The organism is Roseibium sp. RKSG952, assembly GCF_009711355.1.
Map to the genome: position 1 here is coordinate 84237 of NZ_SMMF01000948.1, position 21687 is coordinate 105923.

At 58.4% G+C, this 21687-nt stretch carries 23 protein-coding genes; 10 read left to right on the forward strand and 13 right to left on the reverse strand.

Going from position 1 to position 21687, the window contains the following annotated elements; translation table 11 throughout:
* Positions 1 to 110 precede the first annotated feature (110 nt).
* Together E1297_RS31975 and E1297_RS31980 are read right to left on the reverse strand one after the other, a co-directional pair.
* Positions 111 to 344, reverse strand: a complete 234-nt coding sequence (locus E1297_RS31975; RefSeq protein ID WP_155145189.1) for a hypothetical protein — start codon at positions 342 to 344, stop codon at positions 111 to 113.
* Entirely contained in the window at positions 337 to 825 is a 489-nt protein-coding gene (locus tag E1297_RS31980; RefSeq protein WP_196223453.1) for a group III truncated hemoglobin, read from the reverse strand. The genes E1297_RS31975 and E1297_RS31980 overlap by 8 nt, the downstream gene beginning before the upstream one ends.
* Before the next feature lie 95 nt (positions 826 to 920).
* Between E1297_RS31980 and E1297_RS31985 the strand changes: the two genes are divergently transcribed.
* Positions 921 to 1349 carry an Rrf2 family transcriptional regulator gene (locus E1297_RS31985; RefSeq protein WP_155145191.1) on the forward strand — a complete coding sequence of 143 codons (429 nt, stop codon included), beginning with the start codon at positions 921 to 923 and terminating at the stop codon, positions 1347 to 1349.
* A 15-nt stretch (positions 1350 to 1364) separates the two neighbouring features.
* On the opposite strand, the gene E1297_RS31990 is transcribed toward E1297_RS31985, so the two are convergent.
* The 3 genes from E1297_RS31990 to E1297_RS32000 form a co-directional block, all read right to left on the reverse strand.
* On the reverse strand, positions 1365 to 2054 hold the full coding sequence (locus E1297_RS31990; protein WP_368669763.1) for a Crp/Fnr family transcriptional regulator: 690 nt from the start codon (positions 2052 to 2054) through the stop codon (positions 1365 to 1367).
* A 251-nt stretch (positions 2055 to 2305) separates the two neighbouring features.
* The gene (locus E1297_RS31995; protein ID WP_209016122.1) at positions 2306 to 3808 is read right to left on the reverse strand and encodes a glycosyltransferase family 39 protein; all 1503 of its coding nucleotides are present in this window, start codon (positions 3806 to 3808) and stop codon (positions 2306 to 2308) included.
* A gap of 10 nt (positions 3809 to 3818) precedes the next feature.
* Positions 3819 to 4991 (reverse strand): glycosyltransferase family 2 protein, encoded by a 1173-nt coding sequence (locus tag E1297_RS32000; protein ID WP_155145192.1) that lies wholly within the window; start codon positions 4989 to 4991, stop codon positions 3819 to 3821.
* Positions 4992 to 5359: 368 nt separating this feature from the next.
* On the opposite strand from E1297_RS32000, the gene hisS reads away from it, so the two are divergent.
* The 3 genes from hisS to hisG are packed head-to-tail and all read left to right on the forward strand — an operon-like array spanning position 5360 to position 8944.
* Complete coding sequence (hisS, locus tag E1297_RS32005) at positions 5360 to 6826, forward strand: histidine--tRNA ligase (RefSeq protein WP_155145194.1); 1467 nt, start codon at positions 5360 to 5362, stop codon at positions 6824 to 6826.
* Positions 6827 to 6830: 4 nt separating this feature from the next.
* The gene (locus E1297_RS32010; RefSeq protein WP_155145196.1) at positions 6831 to 7979 is read left to right on the forward strand and encodes an ATP phosphoribosyltransferase regulatory subunit; all 1149 of its coding nucleotides are present in this window, start codon (positions 6831 to 6833) and stop codon (positions 7977 to 7979) included.
* Positions 7976 to 8944, forward strand: a complete 969-nt coding sequence (gene hisG, locus E1297_RS32015) for an ATP phosphoribosyltransferase (protein ID WP_155145198.1) — start codon at positions 7976 to 7978, stop codon at positions 8942 to 8944. Before E1297_RS32010 ends, hisG begins: the two co-directional genes overlap by 4 nt.
* Here hisG and E1297_RS32020 read toward each other — a convergent pair.
* The 3 genes from E1297_RS32020 to E1297_RS32030 all read right to left on the reverse strand — a co-directional run bounded on the left by E1297_RS32020 (position 8941) and on the right by E1297_RS32030 (position 11502).
* The gene (locus tag E1297_RS32020) at positions 8941 to 9690 is read right to left on the reverse strand and encodes a hypothetical protein (protein ID WP_155145200.1); all 750 of its coding nucleotides are present in this window, start codon (positions 9688 to 9690) and stop codon (positions 8941 to 8943) included. The two genes, hisG and E1297_RS32020, sit on opposite strands and share 4 nt — an antisense overlap.
* A 274-nt stretch (positions 9691 to 9964) precedes the next feature.
* Positions 9965 to 10633 (reverse strand): DNA-3-methyladenine glycosylase I, encoded by a 669-nt coding sequence (locus tag E1297_RS32025; RefSeq protein WP_155145203.1) that lies wholly within the window; start codon positions 10631 to 10633, stop codon positions 9965 to 9967.
* Positions 10634 to 10749: 116 nt separating this feature from the next.
* Positions 10750 to 11502 carry a protein phosphatase CheZ gene (locus tag E1297_RS32030; protein ID WP_155145205.1) on the reverse strand — a complete coding sequence of 251 codons (753 nt, stop codon included), beginning with the start codon at positions 11500 to 11502 and terminating at the stop codon, positions 10750 to 10752.
* A 290-nt stretch (positions 11503 to 11792) separates the two neighbouring features.
* Between E1297_RS32030 and E1297_RS32035 the strand changes: the two genes are divergently transcribed.
* Both E1297_RS32035 and E1297_RS32040 read left to right on the forward strand, forming a co-directional pair.
* On the forward strand, positions 11793 to 12512 hold the full coding sequence (locus E1297_RS32035) for a DUF2927 domain-containing protein (RefSeq protein WP_155145207.1): 720 nt from the start codon (positions 11793 to 11795) through the stop codon (positions 12510 to 12512).
* A gap of 162 nt (positions 12513 to 12674) precedes the next feature.
* Positions 12675 to 13415, forward strand: coding sequence for a L,D-transpeptidase (locus tag E1297_RS32040; RefSeq protein WP_155145209.1), 741 nt, complete (start codon positions 12675 to 12677; stop codon positions 13413 to 13415).
* A gap of 31 nt (positions 13416 to 13446) precedes the next feature.
* On the opposite strand, the gene E1297_RS32045 is transcribed toward E1297_RS32040, so the two are convergent.
* A complete protein-coding gene (locus E1297_RS32045; RefSeq protein ID WP_155145212.1) occupies positions 13447 to 14127 on the reverse strand; it encodes a hypothetical protein in 681 nt (226 codons plus the stop codon).
* 60 nt (positions 14128 to 14187) lie between these two features.
* Positions 14188 to 15522 (reverse strand): glycolate oxidase subunit GlcF, encoded by a 1335-nt coding sequence (glcF, locus tag E1297_RS32050; protein ID WP_155145214.1) that lies wholly within the window; start codon positions 15520 to 15522, stop codon positions 14188 to 14190.
* A 252-nt stretch (positions 15523 to 15774) separates the two neighbouring features.
* On the opposite strand from glcF, the gene E1297_RS32055 reads away from it, so the two are divergent.
* Positions 15775 to 16437: a hypothetical protein gene (locus E1297_RS32055; RefSeq protein WP_155145216.1), complete on the forward strand. Its 663-nt coding sequence runs from the start codon at positions 15775 to 15777 to the stop codon at positions 16435 to 16437.
* A 55-nt stretch (positions 16438 to 16492) separates the two neighbouring features.
* Here E1297_RS32055 and E1297_RS32060 read toward each other — a convergent pair whose 3' ends face one another.
* Genes E1297_RS32060 through E1297_RS32070 form a run of 3 tightly spaced genes read right to left on the reverse strand, consistent with a single transcriptional unit; the run spans position 16493 to position 19623 of the window.
* On the reverse strand, positions 16493 to 16852 hold the full coding sequence (locus E1297_RS32060; protein ID WP_155145219.1) for a DUF4870 domain-containing protein: 360 nt from the start codon (positions 16850 to 16852) through the stop codon (positions 16493 to 16495).
* A gap of 57 nt (positions 16853 to 16909) precedes the next feature.
* On the reverse strand, positions 16910 to 18100 hold the full coding sequence (gene glcE, locus E1297_RS32065) for a glycolate oxidase subunit GlcE (RefSeq protein ID WP_155145221.1): 1191 nt from the start codon (positions 18098 to 18100) through the stop codon (positions 16910 to 16912).
* Between the two features lie 26 nt (positions 18101 to 18126).
* Positions 18127 to 19623, reverse strand: coding sequence for an FAD-linked oxidase C-terminal domain-containing protein (locus E1297_RS32070; RefSeq protein WP_155145223.1), 1497 nt, complete (start codon positions 19621 to 19623; stop codon positions 18127 to 18129).
* A gap of 166 nt (positions 19624 to 19789) precedes the next feature.
* Between E1297_RS32070 and E1297_RS32075 the strand changes: the two genes are divergently transcribed.
* From E1297_RS32075 to E1297_RS49930, 3 genes are all read left to right on the forward strand, one after another.
* Positions 19790 to 20737, forward strand: coding sequence for a LysR family transcriptional regulator (locus E1297_RS32075; RefSeq protein ID WP_155145224.1), 948 nt, complete (start codon positions 19790 to 19792; stop codon positions 20735 to 20737).
* Between the two features lie 185 nt (positions 20738 to 20922).
* The gene (locus tag E1297_RS32080; protein WP_155145226.1) at positions 20923 to 21321 is read left to right on the forward strand and encodes a cytochrome c family protein; all 399 of its coding nucleotides are present in this window, start codon (positions 20923 to 20925) and stop codon (positions 21319 to 21321) included.
* Complete coding sequence (locus E1297_RS49930) at positions 21299 to 21685, forward strand: hypothetical protein (protein WP_155145228.1); 387 nt, start codon at positions 21299 to 21301, stop codon at positions 21683 to 21685. Before E1297_RS32080 ends, E1297_RS49930 begins: the two co-directional genes overlap by 23 nt.
* Positions 21686 to 21687: the final 2 nt, after the last annotated feature.

Sequence of the window (21687 nt, forward strand, 5' to 3'; positions counted from 1 at the left end):
TTATCCGTAGATCATCACCAGAAGGAAAGTGATCCATAACGGCATGGGTGCGGCGACCCAGATCAGAAAGACGGGCCAAAAAATCGCGCGCTTGGATGTTTTCTGCATGATCAGCCCATGACCTCCGGCAGTCTCGCAATTTCCCAGATGGTCAGAACCGTCAGGGCGACAAGGCCGACCCCGAAGGCGACCCGGGCATTGGACACCAGAACGCGTCCGGCTCCGCTCAGGACGGGTTTCGGCATGTTGCGCGAATCCAGATACATGGACAACAGCATGATCGAGAAGACGGAAAACCAGATGAAGACAAGGACTTCCGCAACAAGAACAATGGTTTCAAGCATGTGAGGTCTCCTGAAACGGGGAGGCAGAGCTCAGGTTTTCGGGCGGGATTGCGCCCGGTGTCCCGAATGTGGCCAGCCAGAGACTTTGAGCGATGCGCTCGGCGTATTTGATGATTTCCGCAGCAAGCGGCGGTTCGAAGAGTTCGGTCATGACACCGCGAAAGACCACCAGCCACTCGCCGTAGTCCCCGCTCACAAGCTCTTTCTGCTTGAGATGGGCGGGAACGGGTTTACCCTTGTAAACCCCGGTCTTGAGCAGAACGGACTGCCAGAACAGGTCCATCTTCGACAGGTGCTCGTCCCACTTGCCTTCCAGCCGCCGCTCGAAGATCTCGCCAAGACGTGGATGCTTGCGTACGGCCCCGTAAAAAGTCCGGACCATGACGGCGATCGTCTCGGGGTCGATCCTGTCGAACCTGGGCCGGGATTGATCCGGCTCCCCTGAATGCCCAACAGGTTGCTTGTGCAAGGTTTGGGTCATTCGCCCCTCCTAACATTCATATAAAATGCATCTTTTATATCGCACCAGGATCACATAAAATCAACATCTGAAATGAATGTTTTTGAAAGACCGCCATGCGCCTGAGCCAAGCAAGCGATTTTGCGTTGAGAATCCTGATGTTTCTGGGACAGACGGATGAACCGCAGACGGTTGACAAGTTGAGCAAGGCGCTCGGCCTCGCCAAGTCACACGTCATGAAACTCGTTGCCCAGCTGGCCCGAACCGGACTGATCGAAGCGACACGCGGCCGTGGCGGCGGCATTCGGCTACTGAAGACGCAGGACAGCATCCGGATCGGTGATGTGGTCCGCGCATTCGAGCCGGACATGGGCGTGGTCGCCTGTTTGAAGTCCGAGCCCTGCGGATGTGTCTTCTTGCCAAGATGCGCCCTGAAGACCGCCATGAACGGAGCCGCCGAGGCCTTCATCGAGCACCTCAATCAGCAAACCCTGGCCGACATGCTGCACGGCACCCAGATTGTCGCAAAGCCGTCGGGACAGTGATCGTGGCGGATGATATTACAGTGAAGCGGCCTGTTCCAAAAGCTTGGGCTGCTCGAGACAGTAATAGCCTGAAATCCGGCTGATGGTCCCAGAACGTTTCCAGTCGTTCAGCACCCGGCTCACATTCTCGCGCGCGGCCCCGGCCATGTTGGCTATGTCGGCCTGGCTCAGCTTGTAGTGGATCAGGACGCGCCCCCCGTCGATCGGTTTTCCGAACGTATCGGACAACTGCAGCAGTGCCTGCGCCACCCGCCCCGGCAACGGCAGGAATGATCTGGCCGCCAAAACGTCATTCGACTGCCGGAGCCGTTTTCCGACGATGTAGAGCATATGCCGGTAAACGGCCGGATTCTGATCCGCAAACCGCTCGAACGCGGATTTGTCGACGAAGGCCAGCCGGGCTTCCTTCAATGCGATGACTGTTGCGGACCGGGGCCGGCCATCCAGCAAGGCGAGTTCTCCCACCAGATCGCCCGGTCCCAAGACCGCCAAGAGCTGCTCGTCGCCATCGACAGACAGGATCGAGACCTTGAGAGATCCTTCCAGAACCGCATAAAAGCCGTTTCCGGGATCCCCGTTCTCGAACAGGATGGTTCCGGCTGAAATTTTCATTGGCCGGGCGAGGTTTGCAAGCTCGCTTGCAAGATCCTCCGCAAGCCCTTCAAGCGAAAAACTGTTCTTGAGAAAGTCCTGAATAGCTGCCACCCCACCCCCCTTGGTGCGACACTGAAATCCGGACGCTTTACCGGATTAAATCTGCGTCATGTGACAAACATCACATGCGCGAGCTCAGATTAATCCTATATATACAAATATGGAAGCGGGAACCCCACCGCTTCTGACCTCCCCGAAAAACGGTTCCGTCCCCCGCCGGAGCCGTTTTTTCGTTTCGGTGCAGCCCTATCGGACTGTGACATCCCGCTTTGGCCAGGATGTCATGGCGAAGGATGCAGGATCTATTTTCCGGGACGGGGCACGACCGGGTCAATCGGGTCCGATTTAAACCCTGTCAACTCATAAACAACGAGATCTTCCAGTTTCACGCCACGAACAGTGCGTGGCAAGCGGGCGATCTCGACGACATGGTCGTAATGGGCGGTCAGATCCTTGCTGCGGTCACGGCGCGCCTCGGCGACATAAAGACCGGTTTTCCTGAACCGGGCCGGATCTGGCTCCGGCATCATGACATACCGGATCCTCTCGTTGAATTGATAGACCGGCAGGTGACTGTGCATCAGGAAGTCAAGCTGCCCGTTAAGCCCGTAGCCGCTTGTCAGAATGTAAGAAGCCCCGGTATCGCGCACGATCTGTTCCAGCCGGAACCCGATTTCGTGCCATCCCCGGAGTTGGGAGGTCGGATCCTTGCGGCCAAGGGCGCCGTTCAATGCGTGAACGGCATGGATTTGCACGACAATCGCCACGACAACTCCGAGCACCACCCCGGTCTTTGCCACCCCTTGCCAGACCCGAGCCGAGGCCTGTGCTGCAAACACGGCCGCAAGCATCGCAAGCGCTGGGAACAGCGGCGCGGGCCAATTGGCTTGAACCCTCGCATGGGCCGAGTGATAGGTGAGGTAAAGCAGGAACGGAACGACGGACAGAAGCAGAAGCGATACCCTGGTGTCCTTTGCTCCAAGTTTCGGCAACAACCGCCAGAATCCGGCAACCGCCAGAATGGCAATCAGAGGATTGAGCAGCCCCAAAAGTCCGCCGACAAACTCGGGGTAGTACTTGAGCGTCCAGTCATCGCCTTCTGCGCGGCCAAACTGCTTGTAAAAGCTTGCCCAATCATAGAGCGAATTCCAGTAGATGACCGGAACGGTACACAGGACCGCGATTGCACCACCGGCCCAAAGTTGCCAGCAGCCGAGCCACCGGCGCGCCTGCGGCACCCAAAGAAGCCAGGCAACAATACCCGCGCCCAAAAACAACACGGAATACTTGGACAGCAGCCCAAGCCCGGCAAACAGCCCAACTGCAAGCCACCAATAGGCGTTTCGGGAATGGATCAGCTCGGCAAGGCTCCAAAGGGCCAGCCCCCAAAAGAACACCGAGGGCGCGTCCGGGGTCGCCAGAATGCCGCCGACACCAACCAGAATGCTGGTGTTCAAGAACAAAACCGCCCAGCCGGCCGTTCGCTCGTCAAACAGCAGGTAAGCGGTACGCCACAGAAACAACGACCCAAGCGCGGATGACAGCACGACAAGAAACCGGACGCCGATCACGGTGTCGCCGAAAATCTGCTGCCCTGCCCAGATCCACCATCCGATCATCGGCGGATGATCATAATAGCTGAGCGCGGGATAAAGCCCCCAGAGCCGGTAGTAAGCTTCGTCCTCGACGAAATTGGCATGGGATGCCGACCAGAATTTCAGCAAGGTCAGCAGCCCGACAAAGAGGATCAGGAAGCCGGATTGCAGGAAAAACGGCAGCCGGGATTCGGAAGATGAAGCGTGCACGCGGGCCTCGTCAGCTCTTGCGCCAGGTCAGGGCGGAACTCGCAGCGTAGTTCCACACCGCCCCCATGATCGCACCCGCAGCGCCCGCGACGAGCCAGTAGCTCGGATCCAGATAGATCAGGTTTGCAACCCCCACATTTGCCAGAACCCCGACAGAACAGACCGCATAGAACGACAAGAGCCCGATGATCGCCCTGAAACCGTGCAATCGCCGATCGCGATAGGTCAGCTGGTTGTTGAGGAAGAAGTTGGACGTCATGGCAATGAAGGACGCCGCCGTCTGGGCGAGGTCAAAGCTCAAACCGCCAAACACCAGCAGGAGACGCAAGGCGACGAGATGGACCACAAGCCCGCTTGCCCCGACGAGCCCGAACATCAGGAAACGGGTCGAAATGATGTTGCCGAAATAGCGGGAAAGCAAAAGACCGAAATAGTCCAGCGTCACCAGCGTATCGAGTTTGCTTTCGCCGTGCTGGCGTTCGCGGAATGTAAACGGCAGCTCTTTCGTCTTCAGGGTCCCTTTCGACGTCGAGACGATATCCAGCAGGATCTTGAAGCCCTGAATCGAGAGCTTCGGTGCGACTTCTTCAACCCTTTCGCGGCGGATCATGAAAAACCCGCTCATCGGATCGCTCAAGGTGACGTGAAGCAGCTTCTGTGCAAGGCCATTGGCAATGTTCGAGCCCCAGGCCCGCACCGCCGACAGCCCCTCGCCGACCTTGCCCGCCTCGGTCTTGCGGCTCGCCACCACGAGATCGGTGTCTCCCTCGCGGATGGCCGCGAGCATTTTGGGCAGCAAGGTCTCGTCATGTTGAAGATCGGCATCCATGACGGCGACAAATGGCGCCGAGCTTGCCAACATGCCTTCGATACACGCGCCGCTCAACCCGCGCCGCCCGACACGCCGGATGACACGAACCCTTCGATCCTCTGCAGCGATCCTGCGGGCGGTTTCCGTAGTGCCATCGGGCGAATTGTCGTCAACAACAATCACTTCCCAGGCAACCCCGGTGAGCGCCCGATCTATGAGATCAATAACAACCGGAATGTTTTCAGCTTCATTGAACGTCGGCAGGACAACCGTCACCTCGGCCGGCTCCAGAGCCTGATCCACCCCGGCCAGAAGTCGGGCGAATCCGTTTCTTTGATCTGCGCCTGCTGCGCGGCCTTGGAAATCCGCCATCTCGTGCATTCAATTATGTCGCTTGTTCTTGCGCCTGTGCCCTCGGAAGGCCGCCGCATGTACCGGGTTTTGTTTCAGAAAGTGCGCGGACCATAACCGTGTTTGTGCGGATTGCAAGAATTTGCGCCGGACGCGAACGGTGGCAGGCCGGGTATATTGTGCCGTTATCACCTTGGGGAAGGCAAAAATGAGGCAGCCGGTCCAGCCGGCACGCTTTGCCGGATTAATGGACCTGCGGGCAGGCGCGTGACCTTGCCCTGAAAACGGGTTTCGTCTAGGACACGCTGAAATCTGTTCTTTCATGGTTTTCGGACCGTTTCCATGCGGCTGCGGGCCATTCCGTTTTCCTCGCCAGGACTTTCACACCGATGGGCAAAAAACAACAAAAACTGAAGGCTCGCCTGCCGCGTGGCTTTGTCGACCGCTCCGCCGACGACATCCGGGCAACGGACGAGATGATCGCCAGGATCCGCAAGGTCTACGAGCAGTATGGCTTCGATCCGGTGGAAACTCCGGCTTTCGAATATACGGACTGCCTCGGCAAGTTCCTGCCGGACACCGACCGGCCGAATGCAGGCGTCTTTTCCGTTCAGGACGACGACGAGCAATGGATGAGCCTGCGCTATGACCTGACCGCGCCGCTGGCCCGTCATGTGTCGGAAAACATCAATGAAATCCAGATGCCCTACCGGACCTACCGGGCAGGCTATGTGTTCCGGAATGAAAAGCCCGGCCCGGGCCGGTTCCGCCAGTTCATGCAATTCGACGCCGATACGGTCGGCGCGCCGGGCGTGCAGGCGGATGCCGAGATGTGCATGATGATGGCCGACACGATGGAAGCCCTCGGCATTGCGCGCGGCCAGTATGTGATCCGGGTCAACAACCGGAAGGTTCTGGACGGGGTTCTGGCGTCTATCGGCCTTGATGGTGAGGAAAACGCAGAGCGCCGCCTGACAGTTTTGCGCGCCATCGACAAGCTGGACAAGTTCGGCATCGAAGGTGTCCGCCTGCTTCTGGGCGAAGGCCGCAAGGACGGCAGCGGCGACTTCACAAAGGGAGCGGAGCTTTCTGCAGATGCAATCGAGACCATTGTCGGCTTTGTTTCCGGCACGGCGGACATCGACAATGAGGGTCAGACAGAGCTGAACGTCATGGCCGGCATGTTCGAAGCCTGCGGATATGGCCCGGACCGGATCAAGATCGACCCATCCGTTGTGCGCGGGCTGGAATACTATACCGGCCCGGTCTATGAGGCCGAGTTGCTGTTCGACGTGACCAATGAAAAGGGCGAAGTCGTCCAGTTCGGCTCTGTCGGCGGTGGCGGGCGCTATGACGGACTGGTCAAGCGCTTCACCGGCCGGGATGTTCCGGCAACCGGCTTTTCCATTGGCGTGTCGCGTCTGATGACGGCCTTGAAGAACCTCGGCAAGCTGAACACCACGGATGTGGTGGCACCGGTTCTCGTGACGGTCATGGACGGCGAGACAGAAGCACTCGGCCGGTATCAGAAAATGGTTCAGGATCTGCGCGGCGCCGGAGTCCGCGCGGAGATGTATCAGGGCAACTGGAAGAAATTTGGCAACCAGCTGAAATATGCCGACCGCCGGGGGTGTCCGATCGCGATCATTCAGGGCTCGGATGAGCGCACGGCTGCAGAGCTTCAGATCAAGGACCTGATCGAGGGCAAACGTCTGTCGGAAGAAATCACCGACAACGTGACCTGGCGGGAAAGCCGCCCGGCGCAAATCACGATACCGCAAGACCAGCTGGTCAAGACGGTCAAGGACATACTTGCAAGCCAGGCCGAAGACCGGCGACGCGCACAAGAGGGCTAGACGGATGACAGGGGCAGCGCAGACACGCGACGCGACCATATCGAGAGTGCTTGAGCAATTGATCTCGTCCGGCCATCGCCATGTCGAGCCGCCGCTTTTGCAACCGGCAGACCTGTTCCTCGACCTGACCGGCGAAGACATGCGCCGGCGGCTCTACCTGACCAGCGGGGCGGATGGTGCGGAACTGTGCCTGCGGCCCGATTTCACAATTCCCGTCTGCCGCCTTCATCTCGAAACTGCCGGAACCGGTTATCCGGTCGACTATTGCTATAACGGCACCGTGTTCCGCCAGAGACCCTCGGGCCCGGGCGAAATCCCGCAACTTGGTGCCGAAAGCCTTGGGCGCACTGATCGGCTTCAGGCCGATGCAGACATGCTGCTTCTCGCTGTTCAGGCCCTCGAGACGTTTGGCCTGTCCGGATTCGACATCCGGATCGGCGATGAAGCCCTCTTTGCGGCCGTGCTCGGCGGTGTCGGCCTGCCCTCCGTCTGGCAGAGACGCTTGCGCGACTGTTTCGGCGAGACGGACAAACTGAACGAGGCTATCAGCCGGATGGCCGGAAACGCGGACAGAAGCGAGGACAACCGCGCCGTCCGCCTCGGCTTCCTGTCGGCCCTTCAAGGTGCTGATCCCAAAGCCGCACATGCAGTCGTGGAAGACTTGCTGTCGATTGCCGGAATTTCCGCCGTTGGCGGCCGGACACCGAGCGAGATTGCAGACCGTTTTCTCGAACAGGCAGCACTTGCCGACGGGTCCGCAGATCACCGTCCTGCCGCGGAGCATCTTAAAAAGTACCTCGGCATAAACGGCAAGGCACTGGCAGCCGTCGAGGCTCTCGGCCATTTTGAAAACGACACCGGGATCGATCTCTCCGGTCCGATTGCCGACTTCAAAGCGCGCCTGGCCGCACTGGAAACCGCCGGATTCGACACCAACCGTCTGGTTTTTGCCGCCGATTTCGGAAGGCGGCTCGACTACTATTCCGGGTTTGTCTTCGAGATGCATATGGGCCAGACTGTCGCCGGTCAACTGGTTGGCGGCGGGCGTTACGACAAACTTTTGAAGCTTCTGGGAGCCGACAGCGAGGTACCGGCAACCGGTTTCTCGATATGGCTTGATCGCGTCGCCGAAGCATTGGGAGACGAGGCATGAGCAAGTTAGTCATCGCCATACCATCCAAGGGGCGTTTGCAGGACAACACCCATGACTTCTTTGCCCGCGCAGGGCTGAAGGTCACCCGGCCGGGCGGCGCGCGGAACTATCGCGGCGCCATCAAGGGCATGGAGTCGGTCGAGATCGCGTTCCTCTCGGCCTCCGAGATCGCGCGTGAGCTTGCAGAGGGAAAGGTCCATTTCGGCATCACCGGACTGGATCTGATTTATGAAAGCATTCCCGATCCCGACAAGGCCGTCCACGTTGTCTCTCCGCTGGGCTTCGGTCATGCAGATGTGGTGGTCGCTGTCCCCAAGGCCTGGATCGATGTCGAGACCATGGCCGACCTCGGCGACGTGGCTTCGGATTTCCGCGGCCGCCATGGCAACAGGTTCCGGGTAGCCACAAAATACGTGAACCTTACGCGCGCCTTCTTCGCGGAAAAGGGTATTGCCGATTACCGGATCGTGGAAAGCGCCGGAGCCACCGAAGGTGCACCTGCGGCGGATACTGCGGAACTCATTGTCGACATCACCAGCACCGGGTCGACACTCGAGGCGAACAATCTCAAGATCCCGCGCGACGGCGTGATCCTGAAAAGCCAGGCCAATCTCGTCGCATCCATCAATGCCGACTGGTCCGAAACGGCCCTTGCCGGTGCGCGGGCCATCCTCGACCGGGTGGCGGCGGAAGAACAGGCCCGCAACTCGAAACTGGTCAAGGCCTCTGTAAAGGATCGCACCGCTGCATTGCGCGCAGCCAGCCGTGTCGGCGCCATTCAACCTTATTCGGCTACGCCCGATTCCCAGCTGTTGCATCTTCTGTGCCCGAAAGACGCTGTTGCAGCCTGTGCGGAGGCCCTGATTTCGGAAGGTGCGGAAACCGTTACCGTCGAAACACTCGACTACGTGTTTTCCAGGGACAATCGCCTGTTCAAACCGTTGAAGCAGCGGGTCGTGCGCTAGCGTTTGTCACGGTACTCGCCCCTGAGGATGAACCAGCCCATCAGGAAAAAGTAGGTTCCGGTTGCGACAACATTGAGCAGACCAGCGCCAAGCTGCAAGGATGGCGGCAGGTCGAGAAACTTGTTGAATGGCAAAACGATGAGCAGCGGAAGAATCCATTTGATCCGCTCAAGCCCCGCGACCCTGGTCGAGAGCCAGAAAAGGCTGGCGAGCAGGCCGATGAAGGGAACGACGTTGACAAACGTGTCGAGATACTCGGCGACGGTGTAAATAGCGCTGGCGGAAGCTCCAATTGCGGCCATGGCCACGGTGTCGTTGATGTTTGCGGCGGTGGCGTAGTTGCTGGCCAGGGGTACGAGAGCCATCCCCATGAGCTGCGCAGCGTTGATCACAGGGATAGACACCAAAACAAAAGAGAGCACGAGGACGGCGGCTGATCTGTTGTTGCGCCACCAGACGAGCGCGAAGCCAATCATCGAGACGCCGTAAAGCGTCCGCAAGACGAGCATAAGTGCCTTGATCACGAGAAACTGTGCCGGGGCTGCTTGAAGCTCGTTGAGAAACTCGGGCCATATGACACTGGCGGTGGGCACGAAAAACCGGAGGTTACCCGCCAAGAAAACGATGAGCAGTGCAAAGACAACGCCCTGAAGAAGGAAGGCATACGCGGTCAGCCGGACGAGGGGGCGCAAACCTCGAGTTTGGCGATTTTCAGCGCTCCGGGTCCGGGTCGGCAGGTTCGTCATGGCTTCGCTTTGACAGTTGAGGCCTGATCTGACATCACGGCCTTCGATCGGACGATTGGGTCCCCCGAGTGGCGGAACCTGATCTTGCAGCGCTTTTCTGGGACTTCATACAGAGGCACTTCCGGTGAATGTGCCGCCTCGAGCACCCTTTGGCAATTGGTTCGCGCCCTGACGCAACAGGGAAAAGTGTCACGTCTACCGGGACCACACGCCAGATCCCGATGGCCCCCGCTGGCGCGCCAAGGTCGACAGCGCAGCCAGCGCTTGACAAGACCTATCCCCTGCCCGGCCTTTGAAAGGCATTGCGCGCCTCTTCGACCGGCTGGCGGCAACAGCAGCCTTCCAGGTGGTCATTGACCATCCCCATGGATTGCATGAAGGCATAGATCGTGGTCGGACCGACAAAACTCCAGCCGCGCTTTTTCAGGTCTTTTGACAAAGCCTTGCTTTCGTCCGTCTGACCAAGCGTCCTGGCAACATCAAAGCTCAGGATTTGCGGCCGTGTTTCCGGTGTCGGTTCAAACCCCCAGACATAGGCAGCCAGCGATCCGAACTCGGCCTGCAGTTCCAGAGCCCGCTGCGCATTGTTGATGGTCGATTCGATCTTGCGCCGGTGCCGGACGATCCCGGCATCCGCCAGACAGCGCTCGACATCCTGTTCCGTGTACCGGGCGATCTTTTCGAAATCGAAACCGTCAAACGCCGCCCGGAAACTTTCCCGCTTTCTCAGGATCGTCAGCCAGGACAGGCCGGACTGGAAGCCTTCGAGGCAGATTTTTTCAAACAGCCGCCGGTCATCGGAGACCGGCCAGCCCCATTCTGTGTCGTGATAGGCACGGTAGTCGTCAAGATCGCCGTGCCACCAGCATCTTGCCTTGCCGTCGGCACCGGGAATCAGTCCGGTGACAGGGTCGTGGCTGCGTCGAATTGATTGGTCCGGCATGAAGCCTCTTTATGTTTATGTTTTGTTCTCATGTTGCCATGTTTTGCAAATGGCATCAAGCAATCTGCCTCTATCAAGGGAAAGCCTCCGCTCTGGCGATAGCTTCTGCGGTTCAGTCACGCAAACAGGGCGTCGATATCGTCCTGGGTTGCGACATCCATGTCCGTTTCCAGAGCCGGGCCGTTCAACAGGGATGCATCGCCGTTGGCCATTGCCTTTTGCTCGAGTTCGATTTCCTTGAAGCTCTCGATCCCGCCCCAGATATCCATCATGCGGATGATCCGGTCCTCGATGAACCGCAAGGTGCCGACCACTTTCGTGATTCGCTGCCCTGTCAGGTCCTGAAAGTTGCAGGCCTCGAAAATCTGGATGACCCGGTCCTGAATGTCTCCGGCCAGTTCCGAGTCCTGGGCCTGCAGACGGGCGGACAGCGTGTTGGCTGTCTCGTCGATAAACTCCGCAGCCGCCAGGATCGTCTCGGTTGCGCCCTCGGTTCCGCTGACGACCGCATCAAGTTCGTTCGTCACCCGGTTCATTTCCTCGCCGCGTTGTCCGGTCGTGTAGTGGAGCGTGGCGATTTCATGCTTGGTCTTGGCAATCGCCTCGTAGATCGCATCCAGTTCGACCTTGAGCTTTGCCGCTTCGGACAGCTCTTTGCGAAACTCGGCCATGAACTTACGGCTGACCGCGTCCGCATCCAGCTGCTCACCCTGCCCAGCATCTCCACTGAGAATCAGTTCCTTGAGGGAGGCGATTTCAGACAGCAATTCATTGTGCCGCCGGTAGTTCTCGGCCGCCGGATCGTCGCCGGCACCTGCATTCATCCGTATCAGGCTTTCTGCCCGAAATGACTTCTTGACAGCGGCCATGCCCTCTCCCGTGTTTTCCCGTGTTGTACCAAGCAGCTGCTCGCGACGCCAATAGTCGTAACTTTTGGATGTTTAAGGAAGTATTGCTCAATAAGTGTTTTTTACAAGGTCTGCAACTTGATGAGACAAACTGGAAATTCCGTTTCCTAATGGTATCCGCTTTCGCTATGGTTGCACTCTCATCGGTCCTTCGTCACCGCTTTGGCCCTGTTAAACAAATCTGGACTGTCCCGAATTCTCCGGGATCGTGTAAAGTCTCCAATGATCGAGAACCTGGACCATTTCGAAACATGCGGTCTGCCTGTCGTTTTATTGCTGCCATCCTTGCGAGCGTGACGCTCACCGTTTCCACACAAGCGGCATCCGACAGCTTTTCGACCGAGGAGATCCTGACCGGTTTCAATAAAACGGTGTTCGGACTCGAATACCGCGCGTGGACATGGCAGCCTTATCTCGTCAAGAAATTCACGGTTCCGGTGCGTTTTTATGTCCACAATTTCGCATCCCGGGACCGCTCGGCGACCGTCCGGCGTTTCATCGGGGAAATCGACCGGAAGATCGACGGTTTGACAACGGCTTTTGCTGCAAGCCCGAACCACGCCAACTTCCAGATCTATGTTGTCGATCGCAACCAGTATGAAGCGGTTGTCAAACGCGATATCTACAAGGACCAAAGAGCGGAAGTTCCAGGAAGATGCCTCGTCCGTGTGGTTTCAGGTAGACGAGGGATCAAGCGCTCGGCCGCCGTCATTGTCTCCGATGAAGGTGAGTTCCTTTTCCGGCGTTGTCTCGTCGAAGAAGTCTTGCAGGGGCTGGGCCCGATGAATGACGACGAGGCCCTGGTCCACTCTGTGTTCAACGACAGCTCCCGTCACAGCCGCTTCACCGTCTACGACCAGATCCTGATGAACATGCTCTATGATCCGCGGGTCGCCCCGGGGATGTCCGCCAAACAGATCGAAACCCTTCTGCCACTGATCGCCAGGGATGCGCGGCGGCGCGTGCAATAGCGGATCAGGGGCTGGCCGCAGACTTGCAAAGCAGCAAAAACCACGCGGTCTCGCGGTTTTCAGACAACGTTCAATCGCTGTTCACTCTTCTGGTACACTCTGAAGCGGGCAAACAGACGAACCGGCAATGGAACGGCAAACGGTTTGGGTCAGCACATGAACATGATGCGATTGAATTGGATCCTGGGTCTGGCGGCAGCAGCGTTGATGGCAACGGGAAGCGCTTTGTGGGCAGGCAGTTCGAGCCGTCTCGCCGCCCCGCCGCTGCTGCTTGCGCCCGAACAGACGGAGCCCTGGGCCGGGCAGTTCCAACCGCGGCAGCGGCCGTCCCGGCGCGGGACCGCGACGGACCCGGGTTTCAACAACCGCATGCAGCCATCTGCCGGTTTGCGCCGTCAGACCGCCCCCCGGCAGGATGACGCTCTCCAGAATGCAGCCGTTGCCCGCCCGCCCCGAATCGCCTCGCAATTCCTGCCGAGGCTTGTCACCTACGCCGGGCCGCACGACCCCGGAACAATCGTGATCGACACCCGGAAACGGTTTCTCTACCTCGTTCAGGGCGATGGCACTGCCATGCGCTATGGTGTCGGGGTCGGCAAGCCCGGCTTCGAGTGGGCCGGAACGCACTCGGTGACGCGCAAGGCCGAGTGGCCGGATTGGCGGCCTCCGGCCGAAATGCGCAAGCGGCGTCCGGACCTCCCGGTCTTTGTTCCCGGCGGTCCGAACAACCCCTTGGGGGCCCGGGCCCTCTACCTTGGATCGACGCTCTACCGCATTCATGGCTCCAACGAGCCCTGGTCTATTGGCCGCGCGGTTTCTTCAGGCTGTATCCGGATGCGGAACGAAGATGTTGTCGATCTCTACAATCGGGTCCAGATCGGTACAAAAGTGCATGTAATCTGAGCCGGCTGTACAAATCGGTTGCGCGAAGGGTTCAGACCGCAACCGGCATCACACTGGTCTGCCCGAAATAGCGTTTGAACAGCGCCCGCCATTGGGTTTTGTCACCGGTCCACTCACTGTCATCGGGCGCCAGGAGGTGGAGATCCGGCAGGCTTCGCCCCTTGTACCGGCTTGGATAGCTGACAATCAGATATTCGCAGGAGCGGCCCATAAACCCGTCAACGGCTCTTTGCAGCCTCTCCAATTCCCGGTCGGAAAAGGCAATTGCCGGGATATCCGTTTTCTGCGCGACATCCGGCAGGTTGTTCTGGGTGTTGGACACCACAAAAATCACTCTTGCCCGATCCCGCAGCCTCAAGAACTTTTGACGCAAGTAGCTGAAACGGGACAGGTTCTCCTCAAAATGTACGAGAACATCCGCTGTCCCTGCCTCATCCCGGAAATGATGCAGAAACCGGATCCCGTAGGGCTGCCATGTCGGCTCGCCCGGCCCCGGCAATATCTGCTCGCGCGAGAAGATCGGGAAGCCGTCTTCAAACAACCGGCACATGCCACCGATAGGCGCGATCAGCCCGTCAAAAAAAGACCGGTTTGGCTTAACCTGCTCGCCCAGCGCCGCGGACAGCACGTCAATGCTCGTCCGGATTTGCCGCGCACTCTGGCAAGACATTCCCAGACTGACAATCGCCGTATTTTCACCACCCGCAGACATCGCCCCTCGCAATCCTGAATGGCAAGAATAGGGCCTATGCGGCAAATTCCAAAACTGAAATCAGTTGGCTTTCACAGTTTCAAGTTGGCCGGGCAAGGCTTCGGGCCGGGGACCGCCGTAAACCCAATCCAGCAATTCAGCCGTATGGATGATCGGAATATCCGTTCCCAGTCCGATCTGTGTCATGCACCCTATATTGCCGGTCGCAATCAGGTCCGGCCGGGTCTTTTCGATATTGGCCACCTTGCGGTTCCGGAGTTTTCCGGCGATCTCGGGCTGCAGAATGTTGTAGGTTCCGGCCGACCCGCAACACAAATGGCCTTCGGGCACATCCCTGACCTTGAACCCGGCAGCCGAAAGCAGGGTTTTGGGCTGCCGGGTTATTTTCTGACCATGCTGCATGGAACAGGCCGAATGATAGGCAACCGACAGATCGGTTGCCACCACCGGCTTGCCCAGATCCGCCCCCGTGAGGAACTCGGTAATGTCCTTGGTCAGACCGGAAACGCGCGCCGCCTTGTCGCGGTAATCAGGGTCCTCGCGCAACATGAAGCCGTAATCCTTGACCGTGGTCCCGCAGCCCGACGCGGTGATCAGAATGGCATCCAGGCCATCTCCCTCCAGTTCACGGGTCCAGGCATCGACATTCCGGCGCGCGTTCTCCAGCGCGGCCTCTTCCTTGCCCATGTGATGCACCAGCGCCCCGCAACAAACCTCATCCTTGGCAAAAACCACGTCATAACCGGACCGCTGAAGCAACCGGACGGTGGCCTCGTTGATCGAAGGTTTCAGCACCGGCTGGGCGCAGCCGGACAGGATGGCAACCCGTCCCTTGCGCTCCGGGGTCTGCGATTTGAAGTTCACCGGAACGTTAATGGAAGACTTTTTCGGGATTTTACGGGGCGCCAGTTCCAGCATGGCGGCCATCTTCGCAAACGGCCCTCCCATCGACCTGAACAGTCCGGCAAAGGGCCGCCCCAAGGCAGCACCGGTCAAAGCCAGTCTGAAACGTGACGGATAGGGCAAGACAAACGCCAATATTCCGCGCAGAAGCCGGTCGGAGAAAGACCGCTTGTAGGTCTTTTCAATATGTGACCGTGCATGGTCAACCAGATGCATGTAGTGGACGCCAGACGGGCAGGTCGTCATGCACGCAAGGCAGGACAGGCAACGGTCGATATGCTTGACCACCTTTTCATCCGCGGGCCGGTCGTTCTCCAACATGTCCTTGATCAGGTAAATCCGGCCGCGCGGGCTGTCGAGCTCGTCGCCCAGAAGCGTAAATGTCGGGCATGTGGCCGTGCAAAAGCCGCAGTGAACGCATTTGCGCAGGATCTTCTCCGATTCGGCCACATGACTGTCCCGCAGCTGTTCCGCCGTGAAGTTCGTTTGCATGCGCCGGTCTCTCTCCCTCAAAGCCCTCTTGCGTCCGCGCCCGGATCGTAGTGGCCCGAAAAATCACGCACAAGGCCACCCCGTCACAATAGCAGGTAAATCGCCGGAGAATTTTGCCCCCTGAAGACAAAGTCTTCTTCCCTGCCTACGCGCATGAATGGTGCCTGAACAGAAGGCTCATCTCCGGTTCAAATGCTTTCAACTATTGATGAGGCCGTGGGCGAGACATGAACCTTGAAGTGGATCAAGACAATGATGTTCAGAACTCTTGGAATGCTCGCAGTTGCCGCCGCTACTTTGATGACAGCAAATTCGGCCGCACAGGCAAAGGACTGGATCGAGAAGGTCGAGGTGAAACGGGACGGTATCGACGTGATCCCGATCATCGTCACAGCCAATCAGCATGGGTACCAGAGTATCCAGACAAACTCGCATCGCTTCCTTCTTCGGCTATATGCGAAAGCCACATCGGGCAAGCGGATCGTCGCCATGAAACTGGGCTCGTTCCAGGGCGTGCTATATTTCGAAGCAGACGGCAATTTGTGGAGCAAGAGCTTTGCCCATCGTGCAGTTGCCAACGGCACCAAGCGCACTGTCGTGATCGAACATGACCCGGTCATTCCCGTCGCCAAGGTAAAATGGAAGACCGGCACGCCATTGCAGGTCTGCCGGGCACATTATGACACGAAACGGGCGTCGGGCCTGTCGCGCACCCAGATCCTGAGCAAGGACTGGACTGTCACCGCAAAGGCCTATTTCGAGCTGGATGCGGTCGCCGCACGGAAGAACAAGGCCAAGAACAACAAGTGGAACATCGGCAACACCACAAACCAGCGCGACGGATATGTCTATGATGTGCGCGTGACATGCCAGAAAGGCATCGCAAAGGCACCGTTCAACGTGAAGACCAACTGACCCAAATCCGGCCCGCCGGCACTAACGGCGGGCCCTTTTATCTCAAGCGCCCCGCTTAAAACATCCATGTTCCCGGATCGGGCACGGCATCGCCTCTTGAGGCCAGTTGCAATCCCTTGACGCAGCGGATGATTGTCCAGATCGCAACCAGAATGAGCAGTATGAAGCCTATGGCGATCATCATAAGCAGCATACTGATGAAGCTGGCGATAAGCGCAATCCAGAAGGTCCGGATCTGAAACGTATAGTGGCTGTCGACCCAGCCTTCTCCCTTGCCGCGATTGAGATAGGCAAAGATCACGCCGATGATCGGCGACAACCCGATCACAAAACCCAACAGGATCAGAATGTAGACGAGCGTGACATTTTTCCGGCCGGCTTCCGTGTAGCTGGCAACGGTATCGGACTGTTCCATCGCTTCAGTTCCTCCCGCCGTGTGAAAAGTCTGCCGTGTATCAGAAGTTGTTCACCTTCAGATGTGAGCACCCATCCGCCCCGGATTCAAGATCCCTTTCGGATCGAATTGGTCCTTGAGCCGTTTTGACAAGGCCTTGAGCGGGCCCGGTTGCGGTTCAAACACTTCGGTGCTCAGCCTTTGGGATGGCGTTGCCCTGATAAGGGTCGCATGCCCGCCACCCGACTGTGCAAGAGCCCTGCGAATGTCTGCGTCATGCAAATCGCCGTCCGTGCAAACCAGCCAGACAAGACCACCACTCCAATCGTAAAACGCGTCCAGATCAAACTGGTCCGACAAAATCGACACAACGGATGGACCTTCGGTAGGTGTTACCGAGATCCGCCAGACCGGCCCCTCCAGAGACCAAAACGGTTCGACATCTCGTATGGACCGCCAGGATTTGAGCGAATCCGCTTCATCCAGAACCGAAGCCGGATGCTGTGCCTCGAACATCCGGCGCAGATGCTCAAGCCGGTAGGCAACAGACTCCTGAAATCCTTCAAGCCGCAGAAGTGTCCGGGCACCGTCGCGCCCGGATCCGCCGGGTAAATGCGCCGCGCCGGAAACCTCACAGGAAGACCCCATCGCCTTGCACATGGCAGTAACAGCGTCCCGGTCGTTCAGCCCCGTCAAAACAAGGCTCGCACTGGTCTGCGGTTTCGGATTGACTTTCAGGGTCACAACACCGGCAATGGCCAAAGTGCCCCAGGATCCGCACAAAGCGCGCGGAAGGTCGTAGCCGGTCACATTCTTGACCACGCGCCCTCCCGACTTAAAGATCTCCCCCCGCCCGGACACGGCTTCCATTCCGAGAATATGGTCGCGTGCCGCCCCGGCCTTGATCCGCCGCGGTCCGGCAAGATTTGCGGCCAGAACGCCGCCTATCGTTCCCTGACCGGGATCTTCTCCGAGCAAGGGCCCATAATCGGCCGGCTCGAACGAGAGTTCCTGCCCGCTGTCATCGACCAGCGTCTCCACCTCGGCAATCGGCGTGCCGGCCTTCAAAGTCAGAACGAGTTCCGCCGGCTCATAGAGCTCAACACCGGACAAGCCCGACAGGTCCAGAACATGCGCGGACTGGACCGGTCGGCCAATGCCTCTCTTAGACCCGGCACCGACCACCTCCAGCGGCGTTTCCTCGGCCGCAGCCCAAAGCACCGCGTCACGCAGATCTTCTATTGTTTTCGGCTGGAGCGGCGCGTCCATCAAAACCCCTTCACCATTATACAAGACTAGAACCGCGGGATGTCCGGGAACGGCAGCTGCCCCTTGTGAACGTGCATCTTGCCAAGCTCGGCGCAGCGATGCAGCACGGGAAAGACCTTGCCCGGGTTCAGCAACTGACGTTCGTCAAACGCGCATTTGACCCTCTGCTGCTGCTTGAGATCGTCTTCTGAAAACATTTCCGGCATCAGATCGCGTTTCTCGATCCCGACCCCATGCTCGCCGGTCAAGACGCCGCCGACTTCCACACAAAGCCGAAGGATATCTGCCCCAAAAGCTTCAGCGGCTTCCAGTTCCCCGGGCTTGTTGGCATCATAGAGAATGAGCGGATGCAGGTTTCCGTCGCCCGCGTGAAAGACATTGGCCACCCCGAGCCCGTGTTTTTCGGACAGATCCCGCATTCCGGCCAGAACACGCGGCAGCTCGCGGCGCGGGATTGTTCCGTCCATGCACAAGTAGTCTGGCGAAATCCGTCCGACGGCTGGAAACGCCGCTTTCCGCCCGGCCCAGAACGTCAAGCGCTCTTCCTCGGTTTCGGACACGCGCAAATGGGTCGCGCCGTTTGTTCGTGCGATCTCCTCAACCCGGCCCAGCAGGTGGTTCACCTCGGCCTCCGGTCCGTCGAGTTCCACGATCAGCAACGCTTCGACGTCCAGCGGGTAGCCTGCATGCACGAAGTCTTCGGCCGCACGGATCGCCGGGGCATCCATCATTTCCATGCCGCCTGGAATGATCCCGGCACCTATGATGTCGGCAACGCAGCGCCCTGCGTCCTCACTTGCCGGGAAACCGACAAGCAGCGCCCGCGCGGTCTCGGGTTTTTGCAGGATCCGCACCGTGACCTCGGTCACCACGCCGAGCAGGCCTTCCGATCCTGTCATCAGCGCCAGAAGGTCATAGCCTTCACTGTCGAGATGCTTGCCTCCGAGCCGGATGACCTCGCCCGTCATCAGCACCATTTCGAGGCCCAACACATTGTTGGTGGTCAAACCGTATTTGAGGCAGTGAACCCCACCGGAGTTTTCGGCAATGTTGCCCCCGATGGAGCAGGCGATCTGGGAAGACGGATCGGGCGCGTAGTAGAACCCTTCATGTTCCACTGCCCGTGTAATCCCCAGATTGGTTACGCCCGGCTCAACCACGACAGCGCGGTTCGGAAAGTCGATATCGAGAACCCGGTTGAACTTCATCATCGACAACAGGACGCCGTCAGCGACCGGAAGGGCACCGCCGGACAGGGAGGTTCCGGCCCCGCGCGGCACGACTTTGACATTGTTGGCGTAACAATAACGCAGGACAGCGGCGACCTGCTCAACGGTTTCAGGCAAAACGACAATCAGCGGAAGTTGTTTATAAGCGGTCAAGGCGTCGGTTTCATACGGGCGCATTTCGCGCTCGTCGTAGATAACGCCTTCTCCGGGAACAATGGCCTGAAGGGCTTTCACGATTTCTGAACGTCTATCCAGGACCGACTGGTCGGGAGCGGGCATTGATATGGCAGACATTGAGCATCCCTACTTGCAGAAGCCAATTTGATCCAGATAAGAGCAGCACGCGTAACATTGACGATTTGGCAAGGCATATGGACTGGCCAGCGTCCTGATCCTGACGCAAAAGGCGGCTTCGGGAAATGTCAAAACGGCAAAAAGATTTATATCCGGGCGGTAGAAAATGAGCAATTTGACGGACATGGAGATCTTCGCGCGGGTCGTTGGGGCCGGCAGCATGTCGGCTGCCGGACGCGAAATGGGACTCTCGCCAGCCGTTGTGTCCAAACGTATCCGCCGTCTGGAAGACAAGCTCGGGACGCGCCTTCTGCAACGAACGACGCGCCAAATCGCCATGACCGAGGCCGGTCAGGGGTTCTTTGAACGGGTCGTCGCGATCCTTGCGTCCGTGGAAGAGGCGGAAGCATTTGTTTCCCGCGGCTCAGCGCAGGCGCGCGGCACATTGAAAGTCGCGGCACCCACTTCGTTTGGCCGTATGCACATTGCTCCATATCTTGGCAAGTTCCTGGAAACGAACCCGGACCTCTCGGTCAATCTCGATCTTGATGACGGTTTCGTCGACATCGTCGGCGACGGGTATGACCTGGCGATACGAATTGCCGAACTGTCTGATTCAAGCCTCGTGGCCCGCCGGTTGGCTCCCGTCCATCGCATTCTGGTGGCTGCACCGGAATATGTCGCCCGCAAGGGCGTACCGCTCACAATCGAGGATCTTGCGGACAATCACGTCTGTCTTGCAGCTGCCAATCAGGATCCCTGGCGGTTGATGGGTCCTCAGGGACTGGAAACCGTGCGGACCTTCGCTCCGGTCAAAACCAATTCGAGCGAGGTCGTGCGTGAATGCCTTCTTTCTGGCGTTGGAATCGCGCTCAGATCGACCTGGGATATTGGCCCAGAATTGCGGGAAGGCAAACTTCAGATCCTGCTGCCAGAGTATCGCGCGTCCAAGGATGTCGGATTGCATGCCGTCTACCCGAGCCGGCGGTTTCTACCTGCAAAGGTCCGCGTATTTATCGACTTCCTGGCCGGTCTCTACAGCCCGTCGCCATACTGGGACACCGGACTCGAGCAATGGCTGCACTTGCCAAGTCAAACACGCGCGGCAGTTTGACAGGAGTGTTTTATCCGGAAAAACGCTTATTTTTGTAGCACTTACCTAAAGTAAACAGATGCGACATAGCTTCACAGTCTGATGAAAAACAGGGGCAAGCCGTCTGAAACGTCTTGTCTCGGCATTTATCATTATGTCTAGTTTGCAGGCGTGTCCTGCACGCAAGAACCGAGGGAGAGAAATCGATGAAACGCGTTATCACGATTGCGGGGACCGCATTGCTGGCTTTGACCATGCAGGCACATGCGGAAGGCGACGCCGCCGCCGGTGAAAAGGTATTCCGCAAGTGCCAAGCCTGCCATGCGGTCGGCGAAGGTGCAAAAAACAAGGTTGGCCCCCAGCTGAACGGGATCGTAGGCCGTGAACCGGCGAGCGTGGAAGGCTACAAGTATTCCAAGGCTGCTGTGGAAAATGCGGAAGGCGCCGGTCCGTGGACCGAAGCTGAACTGATGCAATATCTTGAAGATCCGTCCAAGTATCTCGGCGGACGGTCCAAGATGGCTTTCAAGCTTCGCAAGGAAGACGAGCGCGCGAACGTAATTGCCTATCTCGACACCTTCAATGCGGATGGCAGCACTAAGTAGCGGAAGTTGCTTTGGTGCTTCGAAAGGGCCGGTTTCTCCGGCCCTTTTTCAATCCGGCTGCACTTCAGATCTCAATTCCAAATACATCCCTCTCAGTATGGCACCTCTTGATACTCATGCCGGCAAACAAGGCCATCGAAACCGGCAAGGAATTCACAAAAGGGCTGCAGAAGAAAAAGGGACAACACCAGCCGCAGTGGTCACCGCAAAGGCGACTGCGTTTGTGAAAGGCATGCAGAACATCGTTGTTTTCAAAAAGGAATTGTTCTTCCTGCAGAGCTTTTCCCCTCCGATGGAACATCCCTGCGCGGCCGATGCCGAGTACGCACGTGACGCCCGGCACAACGAGAAAGCACGCGTTTGAAA

Bases quoted from the DNA above. Each gene is read 5' to 3' on its own strand.
- E1297_RS32020 (WP_155145200.1), bottom strand. From the start codon at position 9,690: ATGACGAACCTGCCGACCCGGACCCGGAGCGCTGAAAATCGCCAAACT.
- E1297_RS32075 (WP_155145224.1), top strand. From the start codon at position 19,790: ATGAGCAATTTGACGGACATGGAGATCTTCGCGCGGGTCGTTGGGGCC.
- glcF (WP_155145214.1), bottom strand. From the start codon at position 15,522: ATGCAAACGAACTTCACGGCGGAACAGCTGCGGGACAGTCATGTGGCC.
- E1297_RS32025 (WP_155145203.1), bottom strand. From the start codon at position 10,633: ATGCCGGACCAATCAATTCGACGCAGCCACGACCCTGTCACCGGACTG.
- E1297_RS31980 (WP_196223453.1), bottom strand. From the start codon at position 825: ATGACCCAAACCTTGCACAAGCAACCTGTTGGGCATTCAGGGGAGCCG.
- E1297_RS31975 (WP_155145189.1), bottom strand. From the start codon at position 344: ATGCTTGAAACCATTGTTCTTGTTGCGGAAGTCCTTGTCTTCATCTGG.
- E1297_RS32030 (WP_155145205.1), bottom strand. From the start codon at position 11,502: ATGGCCGCTGTCAAGAAGTCATTTCGGGCAGAAAGCCTGATACGGATG.
- E1297_RS32045 (WP_155145212.1), bottom strand. From the start codon at position 14,127: ATGTCTGCGGGTGGTGAAAATACGGCGATTGTCAGTCTGGGAATGTCT.
- E1297_RS32070 (WP_155145223.1), bottom strand. From the start codon at position 19,623: ATGTCTGCCATATCAATGCCCGCTCCCGACCAGTCGGTCCTGGATAGA.
- E1297_RS32035 (WP_155145207.1), top strand. From the start codon at position 11,793: ATGCGGTCTGCCTGTCGTTTTATTGCTGCCATCCTTGCGAGCGTGACG.
- E1297_RS32010 (WP_155145196.1), top strand. From the start codon at position 6,831: ATGACAGGGGCAGCGCAGACACGCGACGCGACCATATCGAGAGTGCTT.
- E1297_RS32080 (WP_155145226.1), top strand. From the start codon at position 20,923: ATGAAACGCGTTATCACGATTGCGGGGACCGCATTGCTGGCTTTGACC.
- E1297_RS32055 (WP_155145216.1), top strand. From the start codon at position 15,775: ATGATGTTCAGAACTCTTGGAATGCTCGCAGTTGCCGCCGCTACTTTG.
- hisS (WP_155145194.1), top strand. From the start codon at position 5,360: ATGGGCAAAAAACAACAAAAACTGAAGGCTCGCCTGCCGCGTGGCTTT.
- hisG (WP_155145198.1), top strand. From the start codon at position 7,976: ATGAGCAAGTTAGTCATCGCCATACCATCCAAGGGGCGTTTGCAGGAC.
- E1297_RS32040 (WP_155145209.1), top strand. From the start codon at position 12,675: ATGATGCGATTGAATTGGATCCTGGGTCTGGCGGCAGCAGCGTTGATG.
- E1297_RS49930 (WP_155145228.1), top strand. From the start codon at position 21,299: ATGCGGATGGCAGCACTAAGTAGCGGAAGTTGCTTTGGTGCTTCGAAA.
- E1297_RS31985 (WP_155145191.1), top strand. From the start codon at position 921: ATGCGCCTGAGCCAAGCAAGCGATTTTGCGTTGAGAATCCTGATGTTT.
- E1297_RS32060 (WP_155145219.1), bottom strand. From the start codon at position 16,852: ATGGAACAGTCCGATACCGTTGCCAGCTACACGGAAGCCGGCCGGAAA.
- glcE (WP_155145221.1), bottom strand. From the start codon at position 18,100: ATGGACGCGCCGCTCCAGCCGAAAACAATAGAAGATCTGCGTGACGCG.
- E1297_RS32000 (WP_155145192.1), bottom strand. From the start codon at position 4,991: ATGGCGGATTTCCAAGGCCGCGCAGCAGGCGCAGATCAAAGAAACGGA.